Here is a 16,460-nt window from a genome sequence, read left to right on the forward strand (position 1 = left end):
AGGCGGTAGGCTAGTGACCCGTGAATGACATGCCGGAGAATACCGAAGTCCAACGCGGATCCCTGAAACAGCAGCTGGGGCGCTTCATCGCGGTGGGCGTTTTCACCGCTGCCTTGGACTACGGGCTGACCATGCTGCTAATCGCGCTCGGCCTGCACCGCTCCGCGGCCAAGGCCATCGGCTGGGTCTTCGGCACCATCGCCGCCTACATGGCGAACGCGCGCTGGACGTTCGGCGCGCAGGTGACCGGTCGCACCGCCGCGACGGTGGCGGTGCTCTACGGCTGCACCTTCGCGGTGCAAAACCTGTTGTTCTGGCTGCTCAACTCGCCGCTGATGGCGCTGGGCCTGGACGGCGCGGTCAAAAACACCGTGGCCTTCGTCATCGCCCAGGGCGTGGCGACGGTGACCAACTTCGTCGTCCAGCGAGTATTCGTGTTCAAGTAGGCAAGTAGCGGAGAAACTAGTGGCGGAGCAAGCAGACCTATCGAAGATGGCGGGGCGGTTGTCCCAGTCGAACTCGCTGCGCGCCCAATCCACCAAGTTTATTATCACCGGCGCCATCTCCGCGGTCGTGGACTTGGGTCTGACCTGGCTGCTGCAGATCGCCCTCGGCGTGCTGGGGGAGACCGGGGCGCGCTCCGTCGGCTTCGTCGTGGGCACGCTCACGGCCTACCTGCTCAACCGCAAGTGGACGTTCAACGCGCGCCCCAGCCTGCGGCGCCTGCTGGCGGTGGCCGCCACCTACGCGCTGACCTTCCTGGTCAACATCACGCTCTACCGCTGGGGCTTTGGCTTCCTCGACCACGACCTCGACTGGCCGTCCACCCCGGCGCTGGTGGTGGCCTACGCCGTCTCCCAGGGCCTGGCCACCTTCGTGAACTTCTGGGTCCAGCGCTGGATCATCTTCCGCTCCACGCGCAAGAGCTTTGAGGTGGACTAGGCGCTAGCTACTAGGGCTTTAACGCTAATTCTTAGGCCGGCGGAAGTCCTCGGTGCGGCCGCGGTTGTGCAGCTTTAACCACTCGATGAAGCCGGCCGGGTCGCGGCGCTGGATGAGGAAGAACCAGCCGAAGCGGGCGAATTCCTGCGGCAGCAGCTTGCGCATGCCGCGCTGCCACAGCAGGTAGCCGCGGTTGCGGTAGGTGAAAAAGCGCTTGAACTCGCCTTCCGGGTACTGGGTGTGCATCCGCCCGCCCAAAATCGGCTTGAACTCGTCCGAGCCGTCCGGGTGCAGGTAGGCGCAGTTCAGTGCGGTGCCGAAGGGCAGGCCCGAGCCGACCAGCCGGCGGTGGTACTCGACCTCGTCGCCGCGGATGAACAGGCGGTAGTCCGGCACGCCGATGACCTCCATCGCCTTGGCGGAGATCAACGCGCCGTTGAACAGGCTGGCGATGCCGGGCAAAAAGTCGCCCTCCAGCTCGTCCAGGCGGCGGCGCCAGACCAGGCCCTGGCGCAGCGGGAAGGCCAGGCGCTGCGGGTCGTCGATGTTGCAGACCGCCGGGGAGACCTCCGCCAGGTGGTGGGCCTCGGCCACGCGGTAGAGGGTTTCCAGCACGGAGTGGTCGGCCGGCCGGCCGTCGTCGTCGGCGCACCAGATGGCGTCCGCGCCCAGGGATAGCGCGGTCAAAAAGCCCAGCGCGAAGCCGCCGGCCCCGCCCAGGTTGGTCTCCGAGGGCACGTAGACCGCGCGCTCGCCCGCCAGTTCCTCGAGGGAGTCGCGCACGGCGTCCTCCGCGCCGTTGTCCACCACGATCACCCAGTCGACCGGGTGGGTCTGGTTGACCACCTGATCCAGCGAAAGGCGCAGCAGTTTGGCGCGCTGGTGGGTGACGATGACGGCGGCGGTGGTGCCGGAGGAATGCAAGGTGGCAGTCATGCGCTCTATTGTGCCACCGGCGGGGCGCCGGCCCGGCTACTGACACCCAGCGGAACTAGGATTGCGCGTCCTCGTTTTCGAAGCGCTTGCGCAGGTCGCGGACGTATTCGCCCACTTCGGGGCCTTCGTAGTCGGCCACCACGTCGGCGACCTCGCCGGCCGAGCGGATCTCGCCGTGGTCGATCCACAGGGCGGTGTTGCACAGCTGCGCCAAGAAGTCGTTGGAGTGGGACGCGAAGACCAGGATGCCGGAGCGCTTGACCAGCTCCTCCAAGCGGACGCGGGCCTTGGCCATGAAGGCGGCATCGACGGCGCCGATGCCCTCGTCCAGCAGGAGGATCTCCGGCTCGATGGAGGTGACCACGCCCAGGGCCAGGCGCACGCGCATGCCGGTGGAGTAGGTGCGCAGCGGCATGGACAGGTAGTCGCCCAGCTCGGAGAACTCCGCGATCTCGTCCATCTTCTTTTTCATCTGCTTGATGGTCTGGCCCAGGAACAGGCCGCGGATGATGATGTTGTCGTAGCCGGAGACCTCCGGGTCCATGCCCACGCCCAGATCGAAGACGGGCGCGACGAGGCCGCGCACGTCGGAAGAGCCGCGGGTGGGCTCGTAGATGCCGGACAGGAGGCGCAGCAGCGTGGACTTGCCGGCGCCGTTGTGGCCGACCAGGCCGACGCGGTCGCCCTCCCGCAGGTGCAGGTTGATGTCCTTGAGGGCCTCGACCACCACGGTGTTGTCCGAGTTCTTGCCGATGGCGCCGCCGGCGGAGGAGAGCACTGCCTTCTTTAGGGAGCGGGACTTCGCGTCGAAGATGGGGAAGTCCACGCAGGCGTTGTAAGTATCGATAGAAACCATAGTTGGTGCTCCTTCTAGACCCAGTAGCTCACGCGGAAGCGCCACTTGCGCATGGCCAGACCGGCGATGAACAGGCCGGCGATAGTGCAGCCGATGACGATCCACCAGTGGTAGGCGGCCACCGGCTCACCGATCATCGGGGCGCGCACGACCTCCAGGTAGTGGTACAGCGGGTTGATCTCCGCGATGCGGGCGCGGTCCGCCACGGCGCCGCCCTGGTCCTTCAGGGTGTTGGTCATCCAGACGATCGGCGTGACGTAGAACAGCAGCTGGGTCAGCGCCTCCAGCAGCGGGGCCACGTCGCGGAAGCGGGTGGCAATAATGCCGAAGAACATCGCTACCCACACGCCGTTGACCAGCAGCAAGAACAGGCCCGGGATGAACAGGAAGAACTCCCAGCCCAGGTGGCGGGGGAAGATGAGGATGAGCAGCAGCCAGATGATCATGTTGTGGCCCAGAAACAGCGTCTGCCGCCAGACCAGGCGGTAGACGTGCACCGACAGCGGGGCGGGCAGCTGCTTGATGAGCCCCTCGTTGTCGATGAAGATGGTGGAGCCTTCCTTGATGGCCCCGGAGATGAAGTTCCACATAATCAGGCCCACGGTGACGTGGGGGAGGAACTCCGCGACCGGGATCTGGAACAGCATGGAGTACAAAAGGCCGAGCGCCGCGGCCATCACGCCCGTGGCGATGGTGATCCACAGCGGGCCCAGCACCGAGCGGCGGTAGCGCTGCTTGATGTCCTGCAGGCCCAACATGAACCACAGTTCGCGCTGCTTGGCGCCTTGGATGAGATCGCCGAAAGCGGCGCTGAACGTCATGGACTTCGACTCCGGGGCGCCGCCGTCCGGAGTAGCCGTCATGCGCGCTACGTCTTCCTGCAGTTTATTTTCGTCTTGCACGTGAAATACCCTATCGCGCTGAAGGGCAAAAGTGGGTCTTGCCGCCCGAGAGTTAACGCACAACTGGCCAAATTACCGGCCGGCTCCGCACGCCTCCAGCGCAGCTAATGGCGGCATAAAGATGGTGAATATATACCTAATAACAGAGCGGAATAGCCGATCCTGGGCATTTCAGTATTGTGGTGAAGTGGCGTATAAAGTGGGGTGGCATAAGGCGCGAAGCCGCGCCCGCAACAACCACCCAAGGAGGGTTCGAACCGCATGGTCACACGGTACGATGTCGCCAGTGTGCGCGGCCTATATACCGGCTTGTCGGGCGGTTGGACGTATCTGAATGCACACGACGTGCCGCAAATCCCGGAAAAGGTGATCGCGGGCGTATCCCGTGCTTTCCGCACCTCCGCCTCGGTGGCGGATCAGGACATCCCCTCCGGCACGCACTCCGCAGCGCCGCAGCCCGGCCGCCTGGAGGGGCAGTACTATATCGACTCCGCGCGCACCGCCGTGGCCGACCTGGTGGGCGCTACCGCCGACCGCGTGGTGCTCGGCGCCAACCTGCCGGTGCTCTACCAGGCGCTGGCGCGGGCGATCGCGCCGCTGCTGCGCGCTAATTCCTCCGTGGTGCTGTCCAAGCTGGACCCGCCGGAGCTCTACTCCGCCTTCACGGAGGTCGACGCGCAGGTGCGCTGGGCGCAGCCGGACCTGGGGACCGGGGAGATGCCGGCCTTCCAGTTTGCCGATCTCGTCGACGGCTCGACCCGCCTGGTCTCCCTGGCCGCCGGCCACGAGCTGCTGGGCACGGTGGCGCCGGTGGCAGAAATCATCGAGAAGGTCAACACCCGCTCCCGGGCCTGGACCCTGGTGGACATCTCCGCCACGGCGGGCTACCGGCCGGTGGATATCGACGCGCTCGGCGCCGACATCCTGGGCGTCGACCTGGGCAAGCTCGGCGGTCCGCAGGTCGCCGCCCTGGTCTTCCGGGACACCCGCATGTTCAAGCGGATCGACGCGCTCAGCCCCGGCCGCCACGGCGCGGCGAAGCTGGAGACCCCCGTGTCCACGGGCCTGGCTGGCGGGGTCAGCCCGCTCATCGATCACTTCGCCGCCCTGGGCGGCGAAGCCGTCGGCCGCGGATCCCGGCGGCGCCGCCTGACGGCCTCGATGGAGCTACTCGAGCCCTACCTGAACGGGCTGCGCGACGATCTCTACCAGTTCCTCGGCACCCTGCCCGCCGTCCACATCCTGGGCGTGACCGGGGAAGCCGCCGCGGGCGCGAAGGAGGATCGCCTGCCGCGCCTGAGCTTCGCCGTCAACGGCGTGCCCGCGGAGACCGTCCACCAGCGGCTCTTTGATAACCGCCTGGTGACCACGCTGGCCCCGGCGACCCCGCTGCTGAGCGAGATGGGCGCCGACGAAATTGGCGGCGCCGTCACCGTCGCCCTGGGGCCGTTCAACACGGCCTGCGACGTGGAGCACCTCACGCGCGTGGTGGCCTCGCTGGCTTAATTAGTCCGCGACCTGCAGCACCAGCGTGCCGGTGACCTCGCCGGAATCCAGGGCCGCGTGGGCCTCGGCGGCCTCGGCCAGCGGGTAGGTGGCGTGCCAGTGGTGGCGCACCGTGCCGTCTGCCAGCCACGGCCAGACGTTGTCCACGGTATCCCGCACGATGGCCGCCTTGTCCTCCAGGGAACGCGCGCGCAGCGTCGTGCCCTGCAGGGTCAGGCGCTTGGCTACCAGGATGCCCATGTTCAGCTCTTCCTTGGTCCCGCCCTGCAAGCCGATGGTGACCATGTGGCCGTCCTTGGCCAGGGCCTTCATGTTCTGCTTCAGGTACTTCGCGCCGATGATGTCCAGGATGACGTCGCAGGAATTCTTGAGCTCTTCGGCGAAGTCCTGCTCGTGGTAGTTGATGAGGATATCCGCGCCGAGCTTCCGGCAGGCCTCCAGCTTCTCCGCCGAACCGGCGGTGACCGCCACCTGGGCGCCGAGCGCCTTGGCGACCTGGATGGCGAAGGTGCCGATGCCGCCCCCGCCGCCGTGGATCAGGATGGTCTGGCCCTCGTGCAGGCCGGCCTCCATGGCGATGTTCGACCACACCGTGCAGGCGACCTCGACGACCGAGGCCGCGTGCTCCAGGCTGTAGCCCTCCGGGATGGGCAGCAGCTGACCGGCCGGCACCGCGACGTATTCCGCGTAGGCGCCGCCGGCGAGCAGCGCGGCGAACTCCTGGCCGACCTCGAGATCGGTGTCGCCCGCGTCCGCGATGGTGCCGGCGCACTCCAAGCCGAGCAGCTCCGAGGCACCCGGCGGCGGCGGGTAGTTGCCCTGCGTCTGCAGGATATCGGCGCGGTTCACGCCGGCGTAGTGGACCTTGAGCAGCACCTCGCCGGGCTGCAGCTCGGGCCGGTCCACCTCGGCGAGCTCGAGCGAGCGTGGGGTATCAGGATCTTTTTGAATGATTGCCTTCATGCCCTTCCACGGTACCGAAACTTCCCCAGCTTCCGCAGGTAGAGAATCCGCAGCAAAGGCCCCGCTTTACCGGAGCGGAGACCCGCTCGGGTAAGGTGAGCATGTCGCCTGCGGGCGGCAGATGGAGACGTGGCAGAGCGGCCGAATGCACTGGTCTTGAAAACCAGCGTGGGGAAACTCACCGCGGGTTCAAATCCCGCCGTCTCCGCCGAAGGCTTCGGAAAATATCGCCTTCTGTCCTTTTCGCCGAACCCCGACCTGGGGAAACGTGCGCGCGGGGCGGCAAAGGTCGATATTTTCCTTAGCCCTTCGAATCCAACCAGGCATCAATCCCGCCGCGCAGCGAGTAGAGCGGGCCGGTAAGCCCGCGCTCGTGGAAAAGGTGCACGGCCTCGGCCGAGCGGACGCCGCCGGCGCAGTGGACCACCACGGTCCGATCATTATCCAAGGCGGCGGTCACCTCGGGCGGGGTATAGCCCTCGCGCAGGCGGGGCAGGGGACAATTCACCGAACCGTCGAGGGCGAAGGTGGCGACCTCGTCCGGGTTGCGCACGTCGAGCACGAGCGCGCCGGCGGGGATGGTCTCGGTTTCTTCTACGTCCGGGTAGGCCGCCGGCGAGGAGGCGGTGGGCTCCTCCGTGGCTGGGGCGTCGGTGACCGGCCCGTGCGCGCAGACCCGCTCGGCGACGGAAGGATCGCCGTTTACCGGGATGTATTCCCAGATCCCGTCGAGGGCGGAGAAGTATCCGAGCCGGCCGATGAGCGGGGCCCCGACGCCGGTCAGCAGCTTGAGGGCCTCGAGCGCCATGGCGGAGCCGACGGTGCCGACCACCGGGCCCAGCACGCCGGCCTGCGAACAGCTGGGCACCGAACCGGCCGGCGGAGGGGTGGGGAAGAGATCCTCGTAGATGGGCCCGCGGCCGGCCCAGAAGACGGTCATCTGCGCGTCGAAGCCGAGGATGGAGGCCCACACGTGCGGGATGCCGCGCCGCGCGCAGGCGTAGGAGGCCAGGTAGCGGGTGGCGAAGTTGTCGGATCCGTCCAGGACCACGTCGGCATCCGCCAGCAGCTTCTCGGCGTTGTCCGCTGTCAGGCGCGCGGAGACGGCGTTGACCTCGACAGTCGGGTTGAGGGCGAGCATGGCCCGCCGGGCCGACTCCGCCTTGGGCTCGTTCGCGCGGGCCGCGGCGTCGGTGTGGATGACCTGGCGGTGCAGGTTGGATACCCCGACGGTGTCGTCGTCGAAGACGGTAATATGCCCGACCCCGGCCCCGGCCAGGTACAACAAGGCGGGCGAGCCCAACCCGCCGGCGCCGATGACGGCCACGTGCCCCGCGCGCAGCCGCGCCTGGGCCTCACGGCCGAAGCCGGCCAGGCTGAGCTGGCGGCGGTAGCGCGCGACTTCCGCAGGGCTGAACTGCGGATCCGCGCCGGGCTGCCCTGTGCTCATTCGATTCCCACCCACTGCACCGAGTCGTCGTCCAGCAGCTGTTCCTTCCAGATCGGAACCTCGGCCTTCACGCGGTCGGCGAGCTCCGCGGCCGCGACGAAGGAGTCCTTGCGGTGGGCCGAGGCCGCGATGACCACGAAGGCCAGCTCGCCGATCGTGAGGGGCCCGGTGCGGTGGGCGGTCCACAGGCGCACCGCCGGGTGCGCGGCGGCGACCTCGCCAGCGATGCGGGCGATCTCCGCATCGGCGCTGGGGTGGGAGGAATAGGTCAGCAGTTTTACCCGCTGGCCGCCGTCGTGATCGCGGACGATGCCATCGAAGGTCACCGCCGCGCCCATCGCCGGGGTCAGGACCTCCTCGCGGGCGGGGCCGACCAGTTCTTCGAGGGGCTGTTGCGTCAGGAAAGCGCCCAGGACCTTGCCGGTCTGGGCGTGGACGTAATCCGGATCCCCGTTAGTGCTCATGTGTCCCTTCTAGCATGTCAACCAGGGGAACCACTAATTCTTCCAGGACTGAACAACCGTCCTTCACCCCTCCCGTAGAACCGGGCAGGGTCATGGCGAAAGTCGTGCCGGTCACCCCGGCCACCGCGCGGGAGGCCAGGGCTGTGGGCACGGATTCCAGGCCCTTCTGCCAGAAGGCCATGGGGATGCCGGGCAGCTCGCGCTCCAGGTGCTTGGCGACGGCCTCGACGGTGCGGTCGTCCGCGCTCAGGCCGGTACCGCCGGAGGTCAGGATGACGGAGTGCCCGGCGGCGAAGGCGGTCTCGACGGCCTGCTCGATCTCGGCGTCGGGGACGACCACCGGGTCGGGAGTATCAAAGCCCTTGCGGCGCAGGAACTCCACGGCGATGGGGCCGGAGCGGTCCTCGTAAATCCCGGCGGCCGCGCGGGTCGAGGCGACGATGACGAGTCCAGTGCGGGTCATGGCAGCTCCTTCAATTCCTTCACATTCGGGGAAAATTACAAAGAATTACAGCGGGTAGATGGTCACTTGGGCGCCGGCGTCCAGCTCCGCGGCGATGGGGATGCGGATGAGGCAGTCGGCGCCGATGGCCTGCGCGACCAGGTGGGAACCCGGCCCGCCGACCTGGCTGGCGGTGATGGCGTCGGCCCCGATGGTCATGTGGCCGCGCAGGAAGCGCTCGCGGTCGTCCAGCCCGGTCACCGGGTGCGCGAGCTGGGCGGGCAGGGCCGGCAGGGTGGTCCCCAGCAGGTCGGCTACGTAGAGGTGGAAGCTGACCAGCGAGGAGATCGGGTTGCCCGGCAGGCAGATGACCGGCGTCCCGGAAAGCTTGGCCAGCCCCTGCGGGCCGCCCGGCTGCTGGTCGACGTGGCCAAACCAGCCGTGCGGTTCCAGCACCTGGCGCACGACCTCGAACTTGCCGGCGCTGATGCCGCCGGAGGTCACGATGGCGTCCGGCTGCAGCTCCGCGATGGCGGTGTCCAGGTCGCGGCGCAGCTTGTCCGGATCGTCGTCGGTGCGCACGTGGCCGGCCACGACGATGCCGGCTTCCGCGGCCAGGGCCGTGAGCATGGGCCCGTTCGAGTCCGGGATGGCGGCCGAGCGATCCGCCAGGTCCGCGCTGCTGCTACCGATCTCCGCCCCGCCGGTGCAGATCACGATCCGCGCCGGGGCGACCACGTTGAGGGTCGGGATGTCCTGGCCCGCCAGGGTGGCGATGACCGCCGCGTTGATGCGCGTGCCGCCGGTGACCAGCGTGGAGCCGCGGGAGATATCGCTGCCGGCGGCGCGCACGAACTGGCCCTCCGGCACGGCCGGGGCCGTGACGGTCTCACCTTTAGCCAGAAAGTCCGCCGGCTCGGTGCGCTCTACTGGCACGATGGCGGCGGTGCCGCGCGGGACCTTCGCGCCGGTCATGATGGGCGCGGCCTGGCCGTCCAGGCCGTCCGCGTAGAAGCGATCCGGATCCGTGCCGGCCGGGATGGTCTCACCGACCGTAAAGGTCCCTCCCGCCGCGGTGGGCAGGGCATAGCCATCCATCTGCGAATTATCGAAGCGGGGGGAGTCATAGGCGGCGACCACGTCCGTCGCCAGCGTGGCGCCCAAGGATTCGCTCAGTGCTACCTCGTGGTGCCGGCTGCGGTGGAGCGCGCCGCAGTCATCCAGCAATTGCTTGACTTCCGCATGGTGCTGTTCCGGAGTACGCATGGGCCCCATCTTAGCCGCCCCGGCGCGGCGGCCGCGGAAAAGAGTTGGCCGCGGACTGAACGAGCGTTCTAGTCGCGCTGGGGTGGCGGGTTCGACAAGGAACGCCCTAGCCCGGCATAGTAGAGGCCATGTTGGAGGTGCACTATTTCGCGGCCGCCCGCGCCGCCGCCGGGACGGCCCAGGAGCAGATCCCGGACGCGCAGGTGCCCGCCCGCCTAGGCGAGCTGCTGGACCAGCTGGCCGCCGCGCACCCGGGGACCACGGAGGCGGGGATGGGCCTGGAGGAAATCCTTCCTCGCTGCACCTTCCTCGTCGACGGTTCGGCCGCCGGGGACAGCTACCGCGAGGTAGCCCTGGCAGGGGTCGCCCGCGTGGACGTCCTGCCGCCTTTCGCGGGCGGCTAGGAGCGGCCGCCGCTGGCCAGGCGCCGGACCGGGCTGGTGAAGAAGTTGACCACGCCGGAGACCAGTGAGAGCACCACCGCGCCCAGGATGGCCGGCCACCAACCGTCGATGGCCAGGTTGCCCACGCCCAGATCCAGCTGGTTGAGCAGCCATTCGACCAGCAGCAGGACGGCGCCGTTGATGACCAGGATGAACAGCCCCAGCGTCAGGCAGGTAATCGGCGCGCCGAGGATCCGCAGCACCGGGGTAACCACCGCGTTGACCACGATGAAGGCGATGGCCACGGCGATGAACGTGCCAGACGAGCCGGGCTCGTTGGTCGATCCGATTTCGTTGAAGCCGTTGGCCGCCGGCGGGACGATGTCCACGCCCGGCACGAAGGTGACCACGACCCACAGGGCGATCGCGATGGCCACCACGTTCAGGGCCAGGTTGACGAGGGTACGCATGGCGGGGCACTCCTAGCGGTTGACGTTTCGCCCCATTCTAGCGGTCAGTCCGCCTGTGCCGTGGCGGCGCGGAAGGCGGCCACCAGCGCGTCGGTTTCCTCCGCGGTGGTCACGGTGATGCGGATGCCCTCGTCGAAGGCGCGCACCAGCACGCCCTCGGCCGCGATCTGGGCGGCCAGCTCCTGCGGGGTGCCAAAAGCGGCGATGGCCGGCGCCGGCAGCCACACGAAGTTGGCCTCAGAGTGCGGGCTGCCGAAATCGGCCAGCTCGGCGGCGACGCGCTCGCGCTGCTCGACCGCCTCGTCGGTGCGGGACTGGAGCGTGGCAGCATCCGCCAGCGACGCCAGGGCGCCGGCCTGGCCCACGGCGTTGACGGAAAACGGCACGGCCACCTTATTGAGCGCGGCGATGATATTCGCGGCGCCGAAGGCGTAGCCCACGCGCACCCCGGCCAGGCCGTAGGCCTTGGAAAAGGTGCGCATGCCCACCAGGTTCGGGTACTGGCGCAGGTACTGGGTGGCGTCCGGGGTATCCGCGGCGCGGTTGTACTCGAAGTAGGCCTCGTCGAGGGCGACGATGACGTCGCCGGGCACTTGGTCCATGAAGTCGGTGAACTCCTGGTTGGTGATGGTGGTGCCCGTCGGGTTATTCGGGTTGCACAGGAAGATCAGGCTGGTGCGCTCCGTGATGGCGCCGGCCATAGCGGCCAGATCCATGCCGTGGTCCGCGCCCAGCGGGATGGCCACCGGCTGCGCGCCGACCACCTGGACGAAGATCGGGTAGGCCTCGAAGGAGCGCCACGGGAAGATGACCTCGCTCTCGGCGGTGGAGGTCACCTGCACCAGCTGCTGGCAGATGGCCGAGGAGCCGGTACCTACCGCCACCTCGTCGAAGTCCACGCCCAGGTGCTGGGCCAGGGCCTCGCGCAGGGTCACGGCGCCCATGTCCGGGTAGCGGTTGGCCCCGGCGGCGGCACGGTTCATCGCCTCCTGCGCGGCCGGCAACGGTGGGTGGCTGGCCTCGTTGGAGGACAGCTTCACGGCGTCATCGTTGCGCGCGCCGGGCCGGTAGGCGGGTAGGGAGGAAAGGTCAGGGCGAATCATGGAATTAACCTTAGGGGTTGCGGGGCCCGCGTGGGCCGAAATCGAAATCAGCGGTGGTCGGGCCGAAGGCCTTGAGGTCTTGCGGCGCGTCGAAGGGATCGAGGCGGACCTCGAGGAAGGCGCCGGTCCCGCTGGCGGCAATCTGCTCCAGCGCGGCGTCGAGCTCGCCCTCGGTGGCGGCGCTGTAGGAGGCCATCGTGGTATCGGCCTTGAAGACCTTGGGCAGGGCGCCATAATCCCAGTTCTGGATGTCGTTGTACTCCTGCTCCATGCCCAGAATGTAACGCTCGATGGTGTAGCCGCGGTTGTTGACCAGCACGATGATGGGGTCCAATTCCTGGCGCAGGATGGTCGATAGCTCCTGGGCGGTCAGCTGGAAGGAGCCGTCGCCGATGAAGAGCACGTGCCGGCGGCCCGGCGCGGCCAGCTGGGAGCCGAGCAGGGCGGGTAGGGTGAAGCCGATCGAGCCCCAGATGGGGGAGTTGATGTACTTGGTCGCCGTGGGCATCGGCAGCGGCCCGAGCCCGATGTTGGAGGTGCCGGCCTCCGTGATGACCACGTCGCCCTCCCGCAGGAACCGCGCCATCCGCGGCCAGATGCGCGCCTGGGTGAGCGGGGTGGAAGGATCCGCGCCGAAATCGTCGGTGGCGGAACTGTCGGCGGCGAGGGCGGGGGAGGCGGGCGTGCGGGCCGGGACCTTCTCGACGAGGGCGTCTAGGAGCTCGCGGGTGTTGATGCCCACGAAGTATTCGCCGCCGACGTTGACGTGCTGGTCGCCGAAGTTGATGATGGCGCTCTCGTCCAGCTGGTGGGTGTAAGAGCCGGAGTTGACCTCGATGAAGCGCGGGTTGGTGGTGACCAGGAAGTCGGCGGACTCGACGCGGTCCTGCACGCCCGGCGCGGAGGAGGCGCCGTTGTAGGTGCCGAGGAAGAGCGGATCGTTCTCGTCCAGGATGGCCTTGCCGGAAGACAGCTGGGAGTACGGGATCTGGGCCCGGTGCACCAGCGCGTCCAGGGCCGCGGTGAAACCGTGGCGATCGGTGTCCTGGTCGATGAGCACGAGCGGCTGGTCTGCTTTCTCCAGCCGCGCGAGGACGGCCTCGGTGGCGGCCTTCAGCCGCTCCGGGTCGGAGGGGGCCAGGGCGGTGCTGAACGGGGCATCGTCGACCTCGATCTCCAGGTGCGTGATGTCCGAGGGGATCTGGATGTGCACCGGGCGCTTTTCCCGCAGGCACGTATGCAGCGCGCGGTCGAATTCCTCCACGACGTTCATCGGGGAAACCCGGGTGGAGACCTCCGTGAAGGGGGCGAGGGCCTCCAGCATGTTCGCGTAGTCGCCGTCGGCCAGGGAGTGGTGCATATTCCACCGGAACTCCGTGGCGTACTGCGGCGGGGCACCGGCCAGGGAGACGACGGGCACGTGCTCGGCGCGGGAACCGGCAATCCCGTTGAGGGCGGACAGTTCCCCCACCCCGTAGGTGGTCAGCAAGGCCCCGACGCCGCGCTGCCGGGCGTAGCCGTCGGCCGCGTACGCGGCGTTGAGCTCGTTGCAGGCGCCGACGAAGCGGATGCCGCTGGCGGCGTCGATCTGCTCCAGGAAGCTTAAGTTGAAATCGCCGGGCACGCCGATGATCTCCGTGATGCCGATGGCCTTGAGCCGGTCCAGCAGGAACTCGCCGATGGTGGTGCGCATGAAAAATCCTTTCCGGTTAAGGTGCGCCAGCACGGCGCGGGGTGGTGGCTCGTGCTGTGGACGTCCTGCCTTCCGATTATGCCGCGAAAAGTGCGCTGGGTCACTATTTCTAGCGGAATTGTCCTGGCTTGTGGGTCTGGCGGGCGCTGCCGGGATGGTAGGGAGGGGCGAGTTTGTTTCTGTTTTGGTTAACAGGTACCCTAAATCTTCGTAACTCATGGTGCGATGGCTGGTTCGCGCTAGCTAGTAGCACCACGTTTTACGTTGGAGACGTGCCAGAGCGGCCGAATGGGGCTCACTGCTAATGAGTTGCCCTCTTAACGGAGGGCCGGAGGTTCAAATCCTCTCGTCTCCGCCGCATTTATAGCCCGCGCTCCGAGGTAGTTTATTCCTCGGAACGCGGGCGTTTTTGGCTTTGTGCAGGCCTTGTCCCGGCGGATTGCGAATCTGCGCGAGCAGAGTATAAGTAGTGTAATGACAAAATCCGGGCGCTTAGACAACGACGCATCTACAGTATCGGAGGCGAATGCCTCGGAGTACCCGGCCGGGCAGGATCCCGCCCGGTGGCGCGTGCTCATCGTCCTGCTTGTCGCGATCTTCATGTCGCTGATTAGCGTGTCCATCGTCAACGTGGCCCTGCCGTCCATCCAGGCCGGCCTGGACGCCAGCGACTCCGACGTGCAGTGGGTGCTGTCCGGTTACGCGCTCACCTTCGGCGTGGTGCTGGTGGCCGCCGGGCGCGCCGGGGACCTGGTGGGCCGCGGCGGCATCTTCCTCGGCGGCATTGCGATCTACACCCTGGCCAGCGCCTCGGCGGGGTTTGCGCCGAACGCCGAGTCGCTCAACCTCTCCCGCTTCATCCAGGGGGTGGGCGCGGGCCTGCTCAACCCGCAGGGCGTGGGCATGATCCAGCAGTACTTCCGCGGCGCGGAGCGCGGCAGGGCCTTCGGCTACTTCGGCTCCACCGTGGGTGTGGCGGTGGCCATCGGGCCGGTGCTGGGCGGCTTCCTCATCCGCATCGGCGGCGCGGACCTGGGCTGGCGCCTGACCATGCTGGTCAATTTCCCCATCGGGCTTCTGGCCATCGTCTTAGGGCTCATGTGGTTCCCGCGGCCGCTGTTTTCTAGGGTGCGCGACAGCGCCGGGGAGAAGGTCGGCGCGTGGCAGGCGTTTAAGTCCCTTGACCCGGTCGGCGCGCTGCTGCTGGGGCTGGCGGTGCTGTGCGTGCTCTTCCCGTTCGTGGAATCCTCCGGCTCGCGGTGGGTCTGGGCCCTCCTGCCGGCCGGGGCGGTCTGCGTGGCCATCTGGGTGGCCTGGGAGCGCCACCACAAGTCCACCGGCCACGAGCCGATGGTGGACCTGGGTATCTTCCAGACCTTTACCTTCCGCAACGGCACCATCATCGCGACGCTGTGGTTCATGGGCATTACCAGCATCTGGGTGCTGGTCGCGCTGTACTTCCAGAACGGGCTGGGCTACTCCGCGCTGGTGGCCGGCTGCGTGGGCCTACCCTCGGCGCTGCTGAACTCCGTGACCGCCACCCTGGCCGGCAAGAGCGTCTCGGTCTACGGGCGGCGCGTGGTGATTATCGGCATGCTGACCACGCTCTTCGGTCTGGTGACGACCATCGCGGTGATTTGGGGGACCACGCACTGGTCCGTCAGCGAGTGGTGGCTGGTGCTCACCCTGTGCTTCGTTGGCGCCGGCCAGGGCGCGGTGGTTTCCCCGAACCAGACGCTGACGCTGGCCGAAGTGCCCGCCAACTACGCCGGCTCCTCCGGCGCGGTCATGCAGACCGGGCAGCGAATCGGCACCGCGGTTGGCCTGGCGGTGACCACCGCCATCGTCTTCGCCACCCTGGGCAACACCGACGCCGATTGGCCCGGGGCCATCATCATGGGCTTCGCCATGATTACCGCGGTCTGCCTGGCGGCCCTGGGCTTCGGCGTGGCCGACCGGGTGGGGCGCCGGCGCTAGGCGCGGGCGGCTGATTAGGACCACTTGGGCCGGGGCGCGACCCAGCGGTCCAGCTGGGCGAAGAGCTCCTCGGCGGTGTCCGCCACGATGAGGCTGTCTCGGTCGGCAGCGCGCACCAGGCCCTGCTCCACCAGGTGGTCCAGCAGGTCCACCAGTGGGGCCCAGAAGGCCGCGCCGAACAGGGCCAGGGGCGTGGCGTGCAGGCCCAGCTGCTGGCGGGTCCAGACGTCGAAGAACTCGTCCAAGGTCCCGGCGCCGCCCGGCAGAGCCACGCAGGCCTCGGCCAGATCGCTCATGCGCTGCTTGCGCTCGTGCATGGTCTCTACTACCTACAGCCGGTCGAGGCCCGGGTGGGCGATTTCGCCGTCGACCAGGTGCTGGGGGATGACCCCGGTGATGGGCGCGCCGGCGGCGTGGGCGGCGTCCGCCACCGCGCCCATCAGCCCGACCTTGCCGCCGCCGTAGATAAGGCGCACCCCGTGGGTGCCCAGCGCGGTGCCCAGCTCCCGCGCCAGCTCCAGGTTGTGCGGGTCCGTGCCGGTGCTCGCGCCGGTGTACACCGCGACTGAGTGCGGCGCGGATCTTGCCGCCAGCGCCGGGAAAACCTCCTCGGCCAGCAGCGGGGCGAGCGGCTTGTCCGGCGCGTGCGGGTTGACCCAGGCCAGCTCGGCGATCTCGTGGCTGGCCTGGGCGGAAACCTCGTAGGGGTAGCTAAAGACCGCGGCGGACACGGCGTACCCGGCCTCGTGGGCCGCCGGGGCGTTAAACGTGCCGAGCTCCTTCAACGCCGCGCCGGCAAGTTCCACGCCCAGCTCCTCGGCCACCTCGCGCACCGCGGCCTGACGGGCGTTTTCGCCCGGCTCCGGCTTCCCACCGGGGAACTGGAAGAGCTCGGTGCCGGCCTTGCGGACGGTGAGCACCTGGCCGGTGCGGTTGCGGAAAATGACGGCGCTGACGTTAATGGTCGGAGTGGGCATGGGCCATAGACTACACCGGGACCGCCGGCGCTTTGGCCGGTTGATGCGGTGCATCGAAAGGCGCAAAAGGCTGGCAGTCGCGTCCGTTGCCCAAATTCCGCACTTTGGGTTTATTCTTAGCAAGGCACGC

General features: G+C 68.1%; 18 protein-coding genes and 2 tRNA genes. 7 read left to right on the forward strand and 13 right to left on the reverse strand.

All coding sequences use genetic code 11. From position 1 onward, the window contains the following. The first annotated feature begins 29 nt into the window (after positions 1–29). Together ACEE23_RS04695 and ACEE23_RS04700 are read left to right on the forward strand one after the other, a co-directional pair. Positions 30–446: a GtrA family protein gene (locus ACEE23_RS04695; protein ID WP_368520597.1), complete on the forward strand. Its 417-nt coding sequence runs from the start codon at positions 30–32 to the stop codon at positions 444–446. Positions 447–465: 19 nt separating this feature from the next. Further along, a complete protein-coding gene (locus ACEE23_RS04700) occupies positions 466–942 on the forward strand; it encodes a GtrA family protein (RefSeq protein ID WP_409338199.1) in 477 nt (158 codons plus the stop codon). Between the two features lie 24 nt (positions 943–966). On the opposite strand, the gene glfT1 is transcribed toward ACEE23_RS04700, so the two are convergent. Genes glfT1 through wzm form a run of 3 tightly spaced genes read right to left on the reverse strand, consistent with a single transcriptional unit; the run spans position 967 to position 3,597 of the window. After that, on the reverse strand, positions 967–1,878 hold the full coding sequence (gene glfT1 / locus ACEE23_RS04705) for a galactofuranosyltransferase GlfT1 (protein ID WP_368520540.1): 912 nt from the start codon (positions 1,876–1,878) through the stop codon (positions 967–969). Positions 1,879–1,933: 55 nt separating this feature from the next. Continuing rightward, entirely contained in the window at positions 1,934–2,734 is an 801-nt protein-coding gene (wzt, locus tag ACEE23_RS04710) for a galactan export ABC transporter ATP-binding subunit Wzt/RfbE (protein WP_290224192.1), read from the reverse strand. Between the two features lie 14 nt (positions 2,735–2,748). Further along, positions 2,749–3,597: a galactan export ABC transporter permease subunit Wzm/RfbD gene (wzm, locus tag ACEE23_RS04715; protein ID WP_409338202.1), complete on the reverse strand. Its 849-nt coding sequence runs from the start codon at positions 3,595–3,597 to the stop codon at positions 2,749–2,751. A gap of 300 nt (positions 3,598–3,897) precedes the next feature. On the opposite strand from wzm, the gene ACEE23_RS04720 reads away from it, so the two are divergent. Beyond that, on the forward strand, positions 3,898–5,142 hold the full coding sequence (locus ACEE23_RS04720; protein WP_368520538.1) for an aminotransferase class V-fold PLP-dependent enzyme: 1,245 nt from the start codon (positions 3,898–3,900) through the stop codon (positions 5,140–5,142). Here the strand turns inward: ACEE23_RS04720 and ACEE23_RS04725 are convergent, their stop codons facing one another. Then, positions 5,143–6,105, reverse strand: a complete 963-nt coding sequence (locus tag ACEE23_RS04725; RefSeq protein ID WP_368520537.1) for an NAD(P)H-quinone oxidoreductase — start codon at positions 6,103–6,105, stop codon at positions 5,143–5,145. It lies immediately after the preceding gene. Positions 6,106–6,228: 123 nt separating this feature from the next. Here ACEE23_RS04725 and ACEE23_RS04730 point away from each other — a divergent pair. Next, positions 6,229–6,313 (forward strand) — tRNA-Ser (locus ACEE23_RS04730). A gap of 93 nt (positions 6,314–6,406) precedes the next feature. On the opposite strand, the gene ACEE23_RS04735 is transcribed toward ACEE23_RS04730, so the two are convergent. The 4 genes from ACEE23_RS04735 to ACEE23_RS04750 are packed head-to-tail and all read right to left on the reverse strand — an operon-like array spanning position 6,407 to position 9,727. Further along, positions 6,407–7,555 (reverse strand): ThiF family adenylyltransferase, encoded by a 1,149-nt coding sequence (locus ACEE23_RS04735; protein ID WP_368520536.1) that lies wholly within the window; start codon positions 7,553–7,555, stop codon positions 6,407–6,409. After that, positions 7,552–8,019 (reverse strand): molybdenum cofactor biosynthesis protein MoaE, encoded by a 468-nt coding sequence (locus ACEE23_RS04740; RefSeq protein WP_368521456.1) that lies wholly within the window; start codon positions 8,017–8,019, stop codon positions 7,552–7,554. The genes ACEE23_RS04735 and ACEE23_RS04740 overlap by 4 nt, the downstream gene beginning before the upstream one ends. Beyond that, positions 8,009–8,482, reverse strand: coding sequence for a MogA/MoaB family molybdenum cofactor biosynthesis protein (locus tag ACEE23_RS04745; RefSeq protein ID WP_368521457.1), 474 nt, complete (start codon positions 8,480–8,482; stop codon positions 8,009–8,011). The genes ACEE23_RS04740 and ACEE23_RS04745 overlap by 11 nt, the downstream gene beginning before the upstream one ends. A gap of 45 nt (positions 8,483–8,527) precedes the next feature. Further along, a complete protein-coding gene (locus ACEE23_RS04750) occupies positions 8,528–9,727 on the reverse strand; it encodes a molybdopterin molybdotransferase MoeA (protein WP_368520533.1) in 1,200 nt (399 codons plus the stop codon). Between the two features lie 128 nt (positions 9,728–9,855). Here ACEE23_RS04750 and ACEE23_RS04755 point away from each other — a divergent pair, with 128 nt between their 5' ends. Next, positions 9,856–10,131: a MoaD/ThiS family protein gene (locus ACEE23_RS04755; RefSeq protein ID WP_368520532.1), complete on the forward strand. Its 276-nt coding sequence runs from the start codon at positions 9,856–9,858 to the stop codon at positions 10,129–10,131. Here the strand turns inward: ACEE23_RS04755 and ACEE23_RS04760 are convergent. Genes ACEE23_RS04760 through ACEE23_RS04770 form a run of 3 tightly spaced genes read right to left on the reverse strand, consistent with a single transcriptional unit; the run spans position 10,128 to position 13,376 of the window. Continuing rightward, positions 10,128–10,580: a phage holin family protein gene (locus ACEE23_RS04760; protein WP_368520531.1), complete on the reverse strand. Its 453-nt coding sequence runs from the start codon at positions 10,578–10,580 to the stop codon at positions 10,128–10,130. The genes ACEE23_RS04755 and ACEE23_RS04760 overlap by 4 nt on opposite strands. 44 nt (positions 10,581–10,624) lie before the next feature. Next, on the reverse strand, positions 10,625–11,683 hold the full coding sequence (gene hisC, locus ACEE23_RS04765; protein WP_368521458.1) for a histidinol-phosphate transaminase: 1,059 nt from the start codon (positions 11,681–11,683) through the stop codon (positions 10,625–10,627). 10 nt (positions 11,684–11,693) lie between these two features. Further along, complete coding sequence (locus ACEE23_RS04770; protein WP_368521459.1) at positions 11,694–13,376, reverse strand: alpha-keto acid decarboxylase family protein; 1,683 nt, start codon at positions 13,374–13,376, stop codon at positions 11,694–11,696. A gap of 266 nt (positions 13,377–13,642) precedes the next feature. Here ACEE23_RS04770 and ACEE23_RS04775 point away from each other — a divergent pair. Together ACEE23_RS04775 and ACEE23_RS04780 are read left to right on the forward strand one after the other, a co-directional pair. After that, positions 13,643–13,731: transfer RNA gene (locus tag ACEE23_RS04775), tRNA-Ser, on the forward strand. 119 nt (positions 13,732–13,850) lie between these two features. After that, positions 13,851–15,353, forward strand: coding sequence for an MFS transporter (locus ACEE23_RS04780; RefSeq protein ID WP_368520528.1), 1,503 nt, complete (start codon positions 13,851–13,853; stop codon positions 15,351–15,353). A 14-nt stretch (positions 15,354–15,367) separates the two neighbouring features. Here ACEE23_RS04780 and ACEE23_RS04785 read toward each other — a convergent pair whose 3' ends face one another. After that, positions 15,368–15,670 carry an LOG family protein gene (locus tag ACEE23_RS04785; RefSeq protein ID WP_448871269.1) on the reverse strand — a complete coding sequence of 101 codons (303 nt, stop codon included), beginning with the start codon at positions 15,668–15,670 and terminating at the stop codon, positions 15,368–15,370. A gap of 12 nt (positions 15,671–15,682) precedes the next feature. After that, positions 15,683–16,330: an NUDIX domain-containing protein gene (locus ACEE23_RS04790; protein WP_448871267.1), complete on the reverse strand. Its 648-nt coding sequence runs from the start codon at positions 16,328–16,330 to the stop codon at positions 15,683–15,685. Positions 16,331–16,460 lie beyond the last annotated feature (130 nt).

Source organism: Corynebacterium sp. 32222D000AT (assembly GCF_053546955.1).